This is a genomic window from Lawsonibacter celer (assembly GCF_014281125.1).
Taxonomy (GTDB): domain Bacteria; phylum Bacillota; class Clostridia; order Oscillospirales; family Oscillospiraceae; genus Lawsonibacter_B; species Lawsonibacter_B celer.
This window is the reverse complement of the sequence record NZ_JACOEA010000006.1, coordinates 1-15,283: the sequence shown is the minus strand read 5'-3', so window position 1 is coordinate 15,283 and position 15,283 is coordinate 1. Positions and strand designations below refer to the sequence as shown.

At 59.6% G+C, this 15,283-nt stretch carries 12 protein-coding genes; 3 read left to right on the top strand and 9 right to left on the bottom strand.

Going from position 1 to position 15,283, the window contains the following annotated elements; genetic code table 11:
* Positions 1–86 precede the first annotated feature (86 nt).
* The gene (locus H9Q75_RS09990; RefSeq protein WP_186566658.1) at positions 87–1,319 is read right to left on the bottom strand and encodes an MFS transporter; all 1,233 of its coding nucleotides are present in this window, start codon (positions 1,317–1,319) and stop codon (positions 87–89) included.
* A gap of 288 nt (positions 1,320–1,607) precedes the next feature.
* Between H9Q75_RS09990 and H9Q75_RS09985 the strand changes: the two genes are divergently transcribed.
* Complete coding sequence (locus H9Q75_RS09985; protein WP_186566656.1) at positions 1,608–2,294, top strand: GntR family transcriptional regulator; 687 nt, start codon at positions 1,608–1,610, stop codon at positions 2,292–2,294.
* A 54-nt stretch (positions 2,295–2,348) separates the two neighbouring features.
* On the opposite strand, the gene H9Q75_RS09980 is transcribed toward H9Q75_RS09985, so the two are convergent.
* From H9Q75_RS09980 to H9Q75_RS09945, 8 genes are all read right to left on the bottom strand, one after another.
* On the bottom strand, positions 2,349–3,239 hold the full coding sequence (locus tag H9Q75_RS09980) for a 5'-nucleotidase C-terminal domain-containing protein (RefSeq protein WP_186566654.1): 891 nt from the start codon (positions 3,237–3,239) through the stop codon (positions 2,349–2,351).
* Positions 3,220–4,209, bottom strand: a complete 990-nt coding sequence (locus H9Q75_RS09975) for an ABC transporter ATP-binding protein (protein WP_341480935.1) — start codon at positions 4,207–4,209, stop codon at positions 3,220–3,222. The genes H9Q75_RS09980 and H9Q75_RS09975 overlap by 20 nt, the downstream gene beginning before the upstream one ends.
* Before the next feature lie 5 nt (positions 4,210–4,214).
* Complete coding sequence (locus H9Q75_RS09970; protein WP_186566650.1) at positions 4,215–5,201, bottom strand: oligopeptide/dipeptide ABC transporter ATP-binding protein; 987 nt, start codon at positions 5,199–5,201, stop codon at positions 4,215–4,217.
* Between the two features lie 12 nt (positions 5,202–5,213).
* Positions 5,214–6,077: an ABC transporter permease gene (locus tag H9Q75_RS09965; protein WP_243200790.1), complete on the bottom strand. Its 864-nt coding sequence runs from the start codon at positions 6,075–6,077 to the stop codon at positions 5,214–5,216.
* A 35-nt stretch (positions 6,078–6,112) separates the two neighbouring features.
* A complete protein-coding gene (locus tag H9Q75_RS09960; protein WP_186566648.1) occupies positions 6,113–7,036 on the bottom strand; it encodes an ABC transporter permease in 924 nt (307 codons plus the stop codon).
* 56 nt (positions 7,037–7,092) lie between these two features.
* On the bottom strand, positions 7,093–8,763 hold the full coding sequence (locus H9Q75_RS09955) for an ABC transporter substrate-binding protein (RefSeq protein WP_186566646.1): 1,671 nt from the start codon (positions 8,761–8,763) through the stop codon (positions 7,093–7,095).
* 262 nt (positions 8,764–9,025) lie between these two features.
* The gene (locus tag H9Q75_RS09950; protein ID WP_186566644.1) at positions 9,026–9,556 is read right to left on the bottom strand and encodes a hypothetical protein; all 531 of its coding nucleotides are present in this window, start codon (positions 9,554–9,556) and stop codon (positions 9,026–9,028) included.
* 161 nt (positions 9,557–9,717) lie between these two features.
* Complete coding sequence (locus H9Q75_RS09945; protein WP_186566642.1) at positions 9,718–11,445, bottom strand: sodium:solute symporter family protein; 1,728 nt, start codon at positions 11,443–11,445, stop codon at positions 9,718–9,720.
* A 457-nt stretch (positions 11,446–11,902) separates the two neighbouring features.
* Between H9Q75_RS09945 and H9Q75_RS09940 the strand changes: the two genes are divergently transcribed.
* Positions 11,903–13,879 carry a sigma-54-dependent Fis family transcriptional regulator gene (locus H9Q75_RS09940; RefSeq protein ID WP_243200789.1) on the top strand — a complete coding sequence of 659 codons (1,977 nt, stop codon included), beginning with the start codon at positions 11,903–11,905 and terminating at the stop codon, positions 13,877–13,879.
* A gap of 264 nt (positions 13,880–14,143) precedes the next feature.
* Entirely contained in the window at positions 14,144–15,262 is a 1,119-nt protein-coding gene (locus H9Q75_RS09935; RefSeq protein ID WP_186566640.1) for a 4-hydroxybutyrate dehydrogenase, read from the top strand.
* The last annotated feature ends 21 nt before the right edge of the window (positions 15,263–15,283 follow it).

The following is a 15,283-nucleotide window of genomic DNA, read 5'->3' as shown; positions in this document are numbered from 1 at the left end:
ACGCGTGGGACTGGGTTGTATACTTGTATTATCCCACCGCTCCCGAGGGCGGGAGCGGTGGGATAATATGGACACAGGAAATGGAATCAGATGACGGCGTTGGGGTCCTTCTTCAGGAGGCTCCGCTTGCCGAAGATGCAGGCAATGAGGGAGCAGGAGGCCGTGATGATCATCATAATGCCGATGTACTTGCCCACAGAGCCGCCGGCCTTGACCGAGGCCAGGATCGAGGTGGTGATGGAGGAGAACAGATACTGGACAAAGCCCATAAAGGCCGCGCCGGTACCGGTGGCCTTGCCGGAGGCGTTCATCACCAGAGACATGGCCACGGGGAGGACAATGCCCTGAACCGCAGGCAGGACCCACAGCATGTACTGCATGTAGTGCCAGTCGGCAAAACCGCCGATGAAGGCAATTGCAAAGAAGAGGGCAAAGGCGATCTGGACCACGTTCAGGACCTTAATGATTGTGGAGGGGTTGTACTTGGGCGCGATAAAGGTGCGGCCGAGGAACGCGAAGATGGTCATCGCCACCGCGCCCCAGGCATAGACGTTGGCGTAATGGCTGTTGTCCATGCCCAGCTCGGTCACCATGGCAAAGGACATGGAGCCGGCGTACAGGAAGAAGGTAGCCATGTTGAACGCAAAGCACAGGACAAAGAACACGTACTCCGGGGTGGCCAGGCAGGCCTTGATCTCGCTGCCGATGCGCTTAAAGCAGCCGGCGCCGGCAATCTCAGAGGTTTCGCGGACAAAGATCAGAACCAGAATGCACAGCACGGCGCAGATGATCGCCTGCAGCCAGAAGATGGCGGGCCAGCCGAAGGAGTTGCCCACCCATTTGCCGGTCAAGGGCAGGATAATGGGAATGGCGGCGGACCAGATCTGCATGAAGGTCAGAGCCATGGCGGACTTGCGGCCCTTGCCGGCGTCGCCGCCCACCGCGCGTGCGGCGTTGGAGGAGGCGGCGCCGCCGATGCCCTGGAGCATACGGGCAGCAATCAGACCGCCCAGAGCGGTGGACTGGGAGCCAATCACCGCGCCCACAACACAGATGATAAAACCAAAGACCATGGTCTTCTTCTTGCCGATCATGTCAGACAGCGGGCCGACGATCACGTGGCCGATCATCATGCCGTAGAAGAAGCCGGAGGTGACCATCAGGGTGCTGTTGCCGGAGGCCAGATCATTGGCGATGGTGGGCAGAATCCAGTTGATGGTATCCATGTGGATGGCGCCCATGGAAAGGATCAGGCCGCACACAATGGACATGACTGCGCCAAACTTTACCTTGTTGTTGTTTTCAAGACTATTTGACATTTGTTCCAACATCCTTCTCTCATAAAATTTGTCGCTGGGGTCAACGGACAAACGAATTCGCGCGGTTCCTCCCTTCTTCCACAGATCATGGGAAACGTAGTATATATGCCAAATGCGCTGTACAAATTAGGTATGCTTATTGTATACAATTTGGATACGGTTGTCAAGGGTGTTGTTGAAAAAATACGATTTCGCAAAAATTTTGAAACTTAACTTGACAGTTCCAACAGAAAACAGATAAAATACAAATGGAATACAATTCCACGAGCGATTGGAGCATCAGTAACTATGGCCAAAAGAACCTCAAAATCAAATAAAAACAACGAGATATACTATACGATCCGCAATGACATTATCAACGGCAGATATCCCGGCGGCACCTTTCTGGTGGAGGGGGAGCTGTGCGAGGAGTTCGGCGTCAGCCGCACGCCGGTGCGGGAGGCGCTGATCCGTTTGGAGAACGACCAGTTTATCAAGCTGATCCCCAACCGGGGTGCCTATGTGCCCCATGTCACGCTGAATGACATCATTGAGCTCTATCAATTGCGCAAGGCCAACGACGGGCTGGCCGCCTGGCTGTCTGTGGAGCGGCAGACACCCGATCTGGTGGAGGCGCTGGAGCACTCTGTGGAGCGGGAGGCGGCGCTGATCGCCAAGGGGGGCAGCGACCCGCAGGAGGTCTCCCGGGAGGACTTTGTGTTTCACGACCTGCTGGTGAGCCGGTGCGGCAACCGCAGATTGATAGACATCATAGATTTGATTCAAAACCAGATGAAACGAATCGTTGTGCTCTCAGCGGATCAGTATGCCTTTGAGACGCTGACGGTCAGCCTGGATTACCACCGCAAGATTGTGGAGGCGTTTCACGAAAATGACTGTGCCAAGGCGAAGGCCGCCATTGAGGACCACTGGATTGCCATGATTGAGGGCTATATCTCCCGTGACCTGCAGGGGCGGATGCCCTACCTTCTGTGAGGGAATAAAAAACCAAAGGGGGGGGACGCAAATGCGTCCCCCCCCTTTGGTTTTTCAGTTCCGGTAGCGCCGGGAGAGGCTTCCGTCCGCGTTGCGGGCCCGGTGGCGCTGCATCGGCAGGCGGATGACGAGGATGATAAGAATGAGATAGGGCAGCCAGAACCGGGCGTGAAGAGCTTCAAAGAGGGTGTGCTCTGCAGTCCCCAGCACCACGGCACGCGAGGTCTCCGGGATGGAGACCTCCTGCTGTCCAGCAATCAGGCTGGACAGCAATTCCGACTGCAGGCCCACGGGCCGGGCGGGCAGGCCCTCCAGCATGGAGAACCCCAGGGAGCCGTCCAGCATATCCGCGGGCAGTGCGGCGGTGAGCGTCCGGGTCTCCCCGGCGCTCAGGGCGGCGCCGCCGTCCAGGGTGACCGAGCGCACCCGCCGGCCGGGCTTTTGGGAGACGTCGTACACAAAGGAGAAGCCGGAAACCTGTGGAAAGCCGTCAAAGCCCGACTCCGGGTCCAGCTGCTCGGCCTCGTCAATGTCCAGGGTGCCCACCCCGTGCTCCAGCAGGGCAAACAGCTGCCCCGCGGTCAGCTCCACGGCCACCACCATCCGGTCCCGGTCAAAGACGGCGGCGGCGTCCGCGGCAGTCAAATCGCCGCCGGGCAGGCTTTTGACCAGATGGCCGCCGCACTCGATGGCGATGTCGGTTCCGGCTGCCTGTCGAAAGGCGTCCGCCACATAGTTCCCCAGCGCGGTCTCCTCCACCCGGGCGCCGTAAGACTGGGTGGTGCGGTTAGGGGACATGGCGCGGGTACTGGAGCCGATCACGGTCGCTCCGGAGGCCGCGGCCGCCGGAGCTCGCAGAAGGCACGCCGCCAAAAGGACCGGCAGACAGACCAAAAGCACGGCGCGCCGCCCGGGGGCGCGCCGGTCACTGTGCCGTATTCTCATAGGCTGCTGCATCCCCCCGGAGTTCCAGCGCCAGATGGCAGGCCACAAAATGCCCGGGCTCCAGCTCCAGGAGGGCGGGCTGCTCCTGCCGGCAACGGTTACAGGCGTGGGGACAGCGCGCGGCAAAGCGGCACCCCGGCTTCAGATTTACGGGAGAGGTGATCTCTCCCTCCATAATCACGCGGCGGCGCTTGTGGTGGATATTGGGGACGGGAATCGCGGAGAGCAGACCCTGGGTGTACGGGTGCATGGGGGTGCGGAACAGCTCCTTTGAGGAGGCCTCTTCCACCATCTGACCCATGTACATGACCAGGATGTCGTCCGAGATGTGCTTGACCACGGACAGGTCGTGGGTGATGAACAGATAGGTCAGCCCCCGGGCCCGCTGCAGCTCCCGGAGCAGGTTGAGAACCTGGGCCTGGATGGACACATCCAGGGCGGACACCGGCTCGTCACAGACCAGGAAGGCGGGGTCCAGGGCCAGGGCGCGGGCGATGCCGATGCGCTGGCGGCGTCCGCCGTCCAGCTCGTGGGGATAGGCGTACATCATGTGCTCAGAGATGCCTACCATGTCCATCAGCTCCCGCACCCGCTGCTCCAGCTCCGCCCGGGTGGGACAGACCTTAAAAATTTCCAGCGGCTCCGCGATCAGCTCCATAGTACACAGCCGGGGGTCCAGGGAGGAGAGCGGGTCCTGAAAAATCATCTGCATCTCCCGGCGCAGCGCCTTCCGCTGCGCTTTTTTGACCCGGGTGATGTCCCGTCCCTGAAAAATAATCTGGCCGTCGGTGGCGTCCAGCAAGCCCACCAGTATCCGGCCCAGGGTGGATTTGCCACAGCCGGATTCCCCCACCACGCCCAGGGTTTTGCCCTTGGCAAGGGTAAAGCTGATCTGGTCCACCGCGTGGAGGGTCCCGCCTGGTATGTCAAAGTTCTTTTTGAGGTTGCGCACTTCCAGAATGGCGTTCACGTCGGTCACTCCTCCTGTGCCTGTTCCGCACCTCCGCAGAAGCGCAGGCATTTCACCAGGTGTCCCGGCGACAGCTCCTCCACAGGGGGCTGGACAGTGCGGCAGCGCTCGTCGGCGTAAGGACAGCGGGGATGAAATTTACAGCCCTGGGGCAGGGCGGTGGGGTCGGGCATCAGGCCCGGAATGGGGCGCAGCAGGTCCACGTCCTCCTCCAGCGAGGGGATGGACTGGAACAGCCCCACCGTGTAGGGATGGGCGGCGCGGTCAAAGAGATCCGCCAGGGAGCCGCTCTCCATAATTTCGCCCGCGTACATCACGGCCACCTTGCTGCAGGTCTCGGCCACCACGCCCAGATCGTGGGTGATGAGAATGGTCGCGGTGTGCAGCTTCTCCTGAAGCTGGTTTATCAGCTCCAGGACCTGGGCCTGGATGGTCACGTCCAGGGCCGTGGTGGGCTCGTCCGCCAGAAGCAGCGCGGGGGAGCAGGCCAGGGCAATGGCGATGACCACCCGCTGCTTCATGCCGCCGGAAAACTGGTGGGGATACTCGCTGCCCCGCTCGGCGGGGATACCCACCAGCTCCAGCATCTCCAGGGCGCGCCGCTCCGCCTCGGCCTTGGAGATCTTGTCGTGCAGCAGAATGACCTCGGCGATCTGCTCGCCTACCCGGATCACCGGGTTGAGGGCGGTCATGGGGTCCTGAAAAATCATAGAGATCTGCCCGCCGCGGATGGCGCGCATCTCCTTCTCGGTCTTTTCCAGCAGGCTCTCCCCCTGGAAACGGATGTCGCCGCCCACGATTTTTCCGGGCGGATCGGGCAGCAGGCGCAGAATGGACAGCGCGGCGGTGGTCTTGCCGGCGCCGGTCTCCCCCACCAGGCCCAGGGTCTCGCCCCGGTCCACCTGAAGAGAGATGCCGTTGACCGCCTCCACCGTGCCGTCGCTGGTAAAGTATTTGACGCTCAGGTCCTTGAGTTCCAAAAGCGGCTCCACGTCGCATCCCTCCTATCGCTTCAGCTTCGGGTCCATGGCGTCCCTCAGTCCGTCGCCCACCAGGTTGAACAGAATCAGGGTGACCACAATGGCCACGCCGGGAAAGGTGACCATGGGCCAGAAGTCCCGCATGTAGGTCCGGCCGGAGGCCAGCATGGAGCCCCACTCCGGCGTGGGCGGCCGCACCCCAAGGCCGACAAAGCTCAGCCCGGAGATCTGCAGAATGGCGGTGCCGATGCCCAGGGTCACATTGACAATGGTAGAGGACAGGGCGTTGGGAAACACATGCTTTAGAATGATACGTACCTCCGAGGCGCCGCAGGCCCGGGCAGCCTCCAGATACTCGTTGCCCTTGACCGACAAAGTTTCGGCCCGCATCAGGCGCACAAAGCGGGGAATGTTGGTCAGGCCCACCGCCAGGGCGGTGTTCAAAAGCCCGGTTCCCAGGGCGGCGGAGACGGTGACCGCCAGCAAAAAAGCGGGAATAGCCATCATAATGTCCGTGCATTTCAGAATGATAAACTCACAACGGCCGCCGAAATAGCCTGCGGCCGCGCCCAGAAGGGAGCCCACCACGGCGGAAAGCGCCACGGAGAGCACCGCCACCAGCAGGGAGACCCGCCCGCCCACCAGCACCCGGGAGAGAATATCCCGGCCCAGGTTGTCCGTGCCAAAGGGGTGCGACAGGCTGGGGAAGGTAAAGGTGGCGTCCAGATCCCGCTGGTTGTAGACATAGGGGGCGACCTGCTCGGAAAACACAATGGCCAGGAGAATCAGGCACAACAGGATCAGGGAGACCAACGCCACCCGATTGGCACACAGACGCCGGAACACATCCCGCCACTGGCCGCGCTTCTTTTTCTTGGTCTGCTTCAAAATCGTTTCCTCCGTCCTTCTGCGGTTTTGCGGGTTCAGCGCACATTGACGCGGGGGTCGATCCAGACGTAGACAATGTCCACCAGCAGATTGATGAGGCACACAACGCCTGAGAGCAGAAGCACCACCGCCTGAATGGTGTTGTAGTCCTTATTGTTGATGGCGGTCATCATCAGGCTGCCCATGCCGGGGAAGGAGTGGACGGCCTCAATAATGGCGGAGCCGGCAATGACCGCACCGGCCTGCATGCCGATCAGGGTGACCACGGGAATGAGGGCGTTGCGCAGGGCGTGCCTCCGGATAACCACCCCCTCGCTGACGCCTTTGGCCCGGGCGGTGCGGATGTAGTCCTGGCGGATGACCTCCAGCATGCTGGAACGGGTCTGCCGGGTAATGGAGGCGATATATTGGGCCGAGCTGGCGATGACTGGCATAATGTAGCACGTCCAGCTGGTCAGACCCGAGGAGGGCAGCCAGCCCAACCGGCTGGAGAAGATGAGAATCATGATCATGGACAGCCAGAAGCCGGGCACTGCGGCAAAGAAGAGCGAGATAAAGGTAACGCCGTAGTCTAGGGGCGAATACTGCCGCGTGGCGGATATGATGCCGAAGGGCACACCGATCAGGACGGTCAGGGCCACGGAGATCAGGCCAAGCTTCAGGGAGACCGGGAAGCGGGTGGTCAGCTCGGACATGACGCTTTTGCCGCTGTAGTAGGAGTAGCCGAAGTCCAGTTTGGTGACAATGTTCTTGATATAGTTGACAAACTGCTGAAAAAAGGGCTGGTCCAGGCCCCATTCGGCGGCCTTTTCCGCGTACTGCTCCTCCGTGTAGTCAAAGTCGTAGAATACCGCCACCGGGTCGCCGGGGGTGAAATAGTTGATGGTAAAGATAATAAACACCACACACAGCATGGTGGGAATCACCATCAGCGCGTTTTTGATGATGTATTTTGCCATGTTGACACACCTCGTATTTGAACTGTGGGGAATGCCGCGGCGTGCGCAGCCGGACGCTACCGCTCGATCAGGTCCAGATTCCGAATGTCACGGGTATGCATCAGATTGTAAAAGCCGGAGTCATCCACATAGTCCCGGCAGACAAAAGAGGTGTTGTACTCCACCATGGGAATGTACCACATCTGTTCGTCCAGCCAGTCCTGGATCCAGGCGTAGGCGGCCTCGGCGGTCTGGGTGGACTGGGTGTAGCGGCCCTCCTTGAGCTTGGCGTCCAGCTCCGGATCCAGCTGGGTCAGCCAGGCGGCCTTGTTGTAGCTGCCTTCGGGCAACTGAATAAAGCAGCCGGAAATGTCGCTGTTCATGGTGTAAAAGGTGGTAATGCACAGGTCCACCTCCCCGTTGCGCTGCATCTGCAAGGCGGCGGGGAAATCAAAGGTATCAATGGTCAGCTCCACGCCCACGTCGTCCAAAAAGCTCTGAATGATCTCCGCCAGGGCCACGCTGCAGGTGTCGTTGGCCGAGACCACGGTATAGAAGCTCAGCGCTCCCGGCGGATAGCCGGCCTCGGCCAGCAGTGCCTTGGCCCGCTCCGGGTCGTATTTGTTGGTGTGGTACTCCCTGCGGTAGGGGGCCATGGAGGACACATAGGAATTCATGGGAATGCCAAGGGCGCCGTAAGCCGCCTTGGCCGCGGCGTCGGTGTCAATGGCACAGAAGATGGCCTCCCGCACGCGCGCGTCCTGGAAGGCCTCCACATAGGTGGGCAGGCAGATGACGGTGTAGTTGCCGGAGGAGACGATCCTGGTGCTGCTGTGAGCGGCCCCCTGGCTCATCATCCGCTTGGTGTCGTTAAAGCTCAGGCCGATGCATGCGTCAATCTTGCCCCGCTCATAGTCGATGGTCATGATGGAGGCCTCGGAGTAGAACTTGACCGACAGATAGTCAAAATTGGGCCGCTCGTCAACAATGCCCCAGCCCCAGTAGTTGTCGTCCACCTTTAAAAGGACCGAGTCGCCGGAGATCTGCTCCTCCACAATGTAGGGCCCTGAGCCGTCCACATTGTCCCAAAGATCGTCGTCCGTGGCCGTGGCCTCAAAGCTCAGGTTGCCCACGTTCAGCCATTGGCAGGACAGGCACTCCAGGATGGTGCTGTCGTACTGATACATTTTGATGTACAGGTCCCGCTCCCCCTCGTACCAGGAGTGCTCCACGTCAATGGTGTCCCCCAGGTAGGTGCGCACGGTGCCCACCGTCTCCACCCGGCCCACCGTGGAGGCAAAGCAGTCCTCCGCGGTAATCGGGTCCCCACTCTGGAAGTGGACGCCCTCCCGGATGACGATGTGCAGGGTCATTCCCTCCCCCGTTTCATCCGGGATGAACTCATAGGATTCCGCAATCCGGCAGAGAATTTCGCCGGTCTCAAAATCCTTGGCAAACAGGCCGTCATAGATGGTGGAAATGGCGATCAGGTTGTTGTAGCCCACGGTGGAGAGGGTGCTGGTCACAAAATTTTCCCCATAGGCGCCCAGCCGGAGGGTCCGGTCGTCGATGGGCTTTTCGGCCGGCTCCGCCTCCGTGCTCCGCACACAGGTAACCTCCTGTCCGGTGCCCAGGGTCCAGGTGGCCGTCTCGGTCTCCACCCCGCCGCCGGGGGACGACGGTGAACAGCCGGCCAGTAGAAGCACGGATAGGCCCAGGGCGAGCAGCGGCCGGGATCTTCTCATCATCAATCGGGTGCCTCCTTTTTTGCGATGCCGCGGCACAGAGCGGACATCGTTTAAAAGTCTTTCCCAAAACCAAAGGAATTCATCGAGTCCAAATTGTATACAATATATATATAACAAGAATACGAAAAAGTCAACAAAAACAGCACAGTCTTTCGACCAATTCTTTAAGTGAAATGATACCCAGGCAGCCATGTCGGGCGGGACACAAAACAAAAAGCAGGTCTCCCGGTCCGGACCGGGAGACCTGCTTTTTGTTTTGCGCTCATGCGGTTTGAATCGGTTTTCCCGTCCGCTCCTCCAGGAAGGGGGCGAATTTCTCCGGGTCGCCGCTGAGAAAGCGGGATTTATCCAGCACAAAGCCCCGGCGGCGGTCCAGCATAATGACGTAGTAACCGTCCCCGCTGCAAATGTCATGAATGATGCGGTAGGGGCTGATCTGCCTGTTTTTGCCTGAGAGGGTGGAATAACCGTGACAGTCAAAGGCGTAGCGGATGGTCACAGGCTGCTGGTTCACCATATGGCGGCCGGAGCGGTTGATGTATTTTTTATAGAAGATTCCCAACAGCAGAAAAATGGTCCCGGCAGCCAGACCGCTGACAGCGGGCACGGCGGAAACACCCTCTGCCACAGCCGCCCACAGCCAGAGCAGGCCGTAGGCCAGCGCGCCGCAGCCCACTACAAAGGTCAGTATACGGACCAGGCGGATGCGTTTGGCGCGGACAGTGCGGTTCAGAATATTTTGGAACGCACGGACCGTGGGCTGGTCGTAGGTGGTCTCCATCTCAAAACGCATAATGCAACTCCTCCAATCTGTAGGGACGTGGTCGGAATCAGACTGCGGCAGGGCCCGGGGCGGACGCCACAGCTTTCCGCGCAATAGAGCTGTTTGAAAACGGGCGCACCCCGGGACAGGGTCTCACTGTCCCGGGGCCGCACCGCAGGGGGTATTTCCGCTTAACTTTTCCCGTTCAGCGCGGGACAGAAGGGGGCGAAATCCTTTTTGCTGCCGTCAGGCTCGTACAGGCGGTTCTTACCATAGAAGTAGCCCAGAACCGCCAGCTCAATGGCGGAAATGGCATAGTTAAACACAGTGGGGGGCATCCAGCCGAACAGGAAGGTATCCTGCGGCAGATAAACGCCCACAATATGACTCTGGATAAAGACCACAATATAGAGGACCAGCAGAATTTTGTGACCAGTGCTCTCGCGGCTGGCGAAGAACTTGGTCAGGGGGGTGTTGATCTCCTTGGCGGCCCGCTCATCCGGCTGGGTGGCTAGGCTCACCACTACGTAGAGAATGGTGTTGATAATCAGGCCCCACAGGATGGGATCGACCACAGGCACGGGATTCTTAACAAACAGGGTAAAGAGCACGGCTGCCATACCCACCACAGTGCCGGCCAGGGCGCCCTGCTTGGTGCCCCGCTTCCAGTACAGGCCGCCGATGACGGCGGGCATCATTTGGGCAAAGCCGGGCGCGCAGAAGCTGTAAGCATAGGTAATCAGGAAGGCGGGGCGGAAGTAGGTGACGATGAGCACGGTCACCATGAGGATGGTCAGCACAATGGCGTTGTTCTTCTTGGTGTTGCGCTCCTCCTTGCCCTCTTGGCGAATCATGTCATGGGACACGATGGAGGAGGCCACCACCAGCTGGGAGTCCGCGGTGGACAGGCCGAAGGCGAACACGCCGATGACCAGGAGGATGGCCAGGATGCCGGGGGCGTACTGCAGAGCCAGCATAGGAATGACATTGTCGCTGGCTGCGGCCTCCAGCGCGGGATAGGCGCTGCGGCCGGCCCAAATGCCCTGAATCATGAAGCAGCCGAAGGAGATCAGCTCCAGGACGGGGAAGGCGGTGCCCATGACCTTGAACACATCTTCATTTTTCGCCATGTAGGAGCGGATGAAGATATGGGGCCACACGATGATGGAGATGCCGGCGGAAAGGGAGGTGCCCAGGCCGGCAATCCAGTTGGTCCACTTGCCGGTGATCTGCAGGACCTCAATATTGCCGTCGGCAATGATCTTCTGAGTGGCGCCGGCAAGGCCGCCGTTGCACACGTTGACAATAAAGACGATGGTACTGATGATAACGATGCAGATGCCGACGATGGCCGCGAACAAGTCCGTGCCCACCACGGCCTTGTTGCCGCCGCCCAGCACGTGGAGGTACATGTAGACCACCAGGACGGCCACACAGATCCAGAAGCCGATCCGGCCTTCTGTGGTCGTGACAATGCCGTTGGCCACGCCGCTGACCTGCACAGAGACGTAGGGGATGATACAGACCACACAGATGACAGAGATCACCATTTTCAGGGCCTTGGACTGATAGCGGTGCATAATAAAGTCGCCGGGGGTTGTATAGCCGTATTGCCTGCCCAGCAGCCACAGGCGGTACATAACGGTGGGGGCAAAGAAGCCCACGAAGCAGGCGCCCATGGCGCCGATCCAATATCCGATACCCTGTCGATACAGGCCCGCACCATAGCCGTAGAAGGCAAGGGCGCTCCAGATGGACAGTGTAACCGTGGCCAACAGAGTAATCGTGCCTACGTTTCGGCCGGCGACCAGATAGTCGCTGGAGGTGCTGGTGGTCTTAGACGCGATGGCCGAAATACCGAACACGAAGATACCGTAGATGACCAGCGCGACGATGATACCAATCGTAACAAAGTTCATAAGATCGCGTTCACACCTTTCACATTTGAATTGCTGAGTCTAACTTGTGTTTTCCACTGAGAGTTCCCCTTATCCCCAATAACGCGATATCCCCCCTTTCACTCAGTGGAACTTCACCCCCCGACTATGCAAGAATTACGCCAACTCTGTGCCGGCCTGAGCAGCCTGACCGCTTGTGGGCAAGGCGACAGACAGAAAACGCCTTTATTTGCAATGCTTTTTCCCTGTAAGCTGGGGAAACAGAAAATTTTCCCGGCTGGGCCGCGCCGAGTAATGCACCTACGTACATCTGTGCCAGACTGCGTGTCATTCTGGCACAGAACCTGTCACAATGTAACAGGAGAGCGGCACACATGCACAAAAAGAAACGACATTTTATCTCTATACTTGAAAATTCAAACAAAAGTTTTTATAATAGAAACGCTGTTATTTTCAGTGGATAGAAAGGAGGTTGCGGATGGTGACGGTCGATCAAGGAAAGATCCGGAAGGCCAAAGAGCTGTTCCGGACGGGCCATGAGGTGCCGGAGGGGATGATCCGCCCGATTATCCTGGAATCCTGGAAGCGATCCCGTGCATTTGGCGTACAGATGGACTGCGCAGACAAGAGCGTGATTCCGCGCTCCGCGCTGGAGCGGCGGATCTACGCCCGGAGAGATTTTTACAACATTGCCGTACCCTTTATGGAGCGTTTGGCGGCATTTACCACCGGCTCCGGCTATCTGACCGTCATTGCTGACGAGGAGGGATACATTCTCCGGGCCTTTGGAGAGGCAGAGATTACCCGTCTGGCGGAGGAAAATGGCTTGGTGGAGGGGGGCAACCGCAGCGAGCGGAGGCTGGGCACCAATGGGATCGGCACGGCGCTGGAGCTGGGGGAGCCGATTCAGGTGCTGGGTGAGGAGCACTATTTCACCCTGCATCACAATTGGGTCTGCTCCGGCGCGCCGGTGTTCGGCCAGGAGGGGAAAAGCGTGGGGGCGGTCTGTCTCATCGGCCCCAGCGAAAAGGTATCCTTTCACACCTTGGGCATGGCGGCGGCCGCGGCCGAATCCATCTCTCTCCAGCTGCTTACCAAGCAGGCCTACGACGAGGTGGAGCTCAGCCAGCGCCGCACGGAGGCCATTGTGGAGAGCACGCCCTCCGGTATGCTGCTGTTCAGCCAGTCCCTGCATGTGATTTATTATAATCAGCGGGCCGCCCAGCTGCTGGGGCGAACGGAGGAGGAGCTGGAGCACTGCTCCCTGTGGGAGCTCTTTGGCCGGGACGACATCAGTGAGCGGGATCTGTCCCTGGGCTTCAACGACCGCTATATCTCCGTGGAATACAAGGGGCGGCAGCTTAACCTGACCGTTACCGCCCGGGCGGCCGGCCAGGGGGAGCGGGTGCTGATTCTGGAAAAGGCGGAGAATCTGCACCGGAAGGTCAGCCGGATCATCGGCTCGGAGGCGCGCTTTACCTTTGATGACATCCAGGGCACCTCCCCCAGCTTGAAGGCTGCCCTCCGGCTGGGGCAGATTGCGGCGCAGACGCCGTCTAATGTGCTGATTACCGGGGAGAGCGGCACGGGAAAGGAGCTCTTTGCCCAGGCCATCCACAACGCCAGCGACCGCCGAAACGGGCCTTTTGTGGCCATTAACTGCGGCGCGCTGCCCAAGAGCCTGATTGAAAGCGAGCTGTTCGGCTATGAGGGCGGCACCTTTACGGGCGCCCGCCGGGAGGGCTGCGCCGGCAAGTTCGAATTGGCCAACGGCGGCACGATTTTCCTGGACGAGATCGGGGACATGCCTTTTGATGTGCAGGTGGCCCTGCTGCGGGTGCTGCAGAGCCATGAGGTGAGCCGGCTGGGCTCCAGCAAGACCATTAAGGTGGATGTGCGCGTCATCTCGGCCACCAATAAGGACCTGCTGGCTGCCATTGACAACAACCAGTTCCGCAGCGACCTCTACTACCGCCTGAATGTGTTCGGCATTGCCATCCCTCCCCTGCGGGAGCGCGCTGGCGACGTGCGGCTGCTGGCAGATTATTTTCTCCAAAAGTATACCAGCTTTTCCGGACACTGCCTCAGCGGCTTTACGGAGGCGGCCTATGCCCTGCTGGAGGAGTACGAATGGCGCGGTAATATTCGGGAACTGGAAAACGCGGTGGAGCGGGCGGTATACCTGACCAGTGAGGGACGTATTGGGGCGGAGTGCTTCCCGTCCCTGCAGGGCGGCCTTGGACGAAGAACGGATGGCGTTCTTCATCCCGCCCAGGCCGGGCGGGATGAGACCGGTTTGTCCATCAAGGCACTGGAGCAGAGGCAGATTGAGCAGGCCCTGGTCCAGACCCACGGAAATGTGAAGAAGGCCGCGCAGCTGCTGGAGATCAGCCGCCGGACCATGTATCGAAAGCTTCATCAATATGGCATTGACTGCGATGCACTCCGTCTGTGAGTCATGGCATGCGAGAAAGGCACGGACCCATATGGGTCCGTGCCTTTTTTGGCATGTGTCAGACCCTGGCGCACTGGCTGGGATATGTGTCAAAACGCCACATGTTTTCTGTGCCAAAGAAGCGCACAGAGAAAAGCGCGCACGATTTTTCAGGGGTTTAGGCCCTTTCAAAAGTTGGCATATAGTTTGCAGCTGTATCGGACGAGGAGCCAAATGCAGCCGCATATGATCTGCGGCAGAGAAACAGAAAGGATGAACAAGTCTATGGTAGAAATTATCTGGAGGCCGACTTTGCACCATTTTGATACGAGCCGGGAATTTGTAGAAGGCTTTTCGCTTGGCGGGGAGGACCTGATCCTGACCAACGAGTACATCTACAAGCCGCACTTCGGCGGGATGGGGCTGAAGTGCCGGACGATCTATCAGGAGAAATACGGCCTGGGCGAGCCGACGGACGTAATGGTGGACGCCATTCTGGAGGAAGCTCACAAAGCCGATTACAGGCGGGTGATCGCCATCGGCGGCGGCACTGTGCTGGACATTGCCAAGGTGCTGGCGGTTTCCGGCACCGAGCGGGTGGATGAACTGTATGAGCAGGCCCCGGACCGGCTGGGGAAAAAGCACGAGCTGATACTGATTCCAACCACCTGCGGCACGGGCAGTGAGGTGACCAACATTGCGATCATGGCCCGCACCCGCCTGGGGACCAAGCTGGGCTTGGTGGGGCCCGCCATGTACGCCGACCACGCGGTGCTGATTCCGGAGCTGCTGGAGGGACTGCCCTTCGGCGTGTTCGCCACCAGCTCCATCGACGCGCTGGTCCATGCGGTGGAGTCCTCCCTCTCCCCCAAGGCCACTCCCTACACCAAGCTCTTTGGCTACAAAGCCATTGAGATGATTATCCGCGGCTACCAGAAGATTGCCGCGGAGGGGCGGGAGGCCCGCATCCCCCTGCTGGGCGATTTCCTGCTGGCGTCCAACTACGCGGGGCTGGCCTTTGGCACCGCCGGCTGCGCGGCGGTGCATGCGCTGAGCTATCCCCTCAGCGGCAAATACCACGTGGCCCACGGCGAGAGCAACTACGCCATGTTTACCGGCGTGCTGAAAAACTATATGGAGATCAAGTGCGACGGGGAGATTGCGGCGATGAACGGATACCTGGCCGGCCTGCTGGGGTGTGACACTGCGGTGGTCTATGACAAGCTGGAGGAGCTGCTCAACCAAATGCTGCCCAAGAAACCCCTGCACGAATACGGCGTAACCCAGGAAGACCTGCCGGAGTTTGCCCACAGTGTAGTGACCGGTCAGGGCCGCCTGATGGCCAACAACTTTGTGCCCCTGGACGAGGCGCGGGTACTGAAAATCTATAAGGAATTGTTTTAAAAGAAAAAGGAGGAAATTACT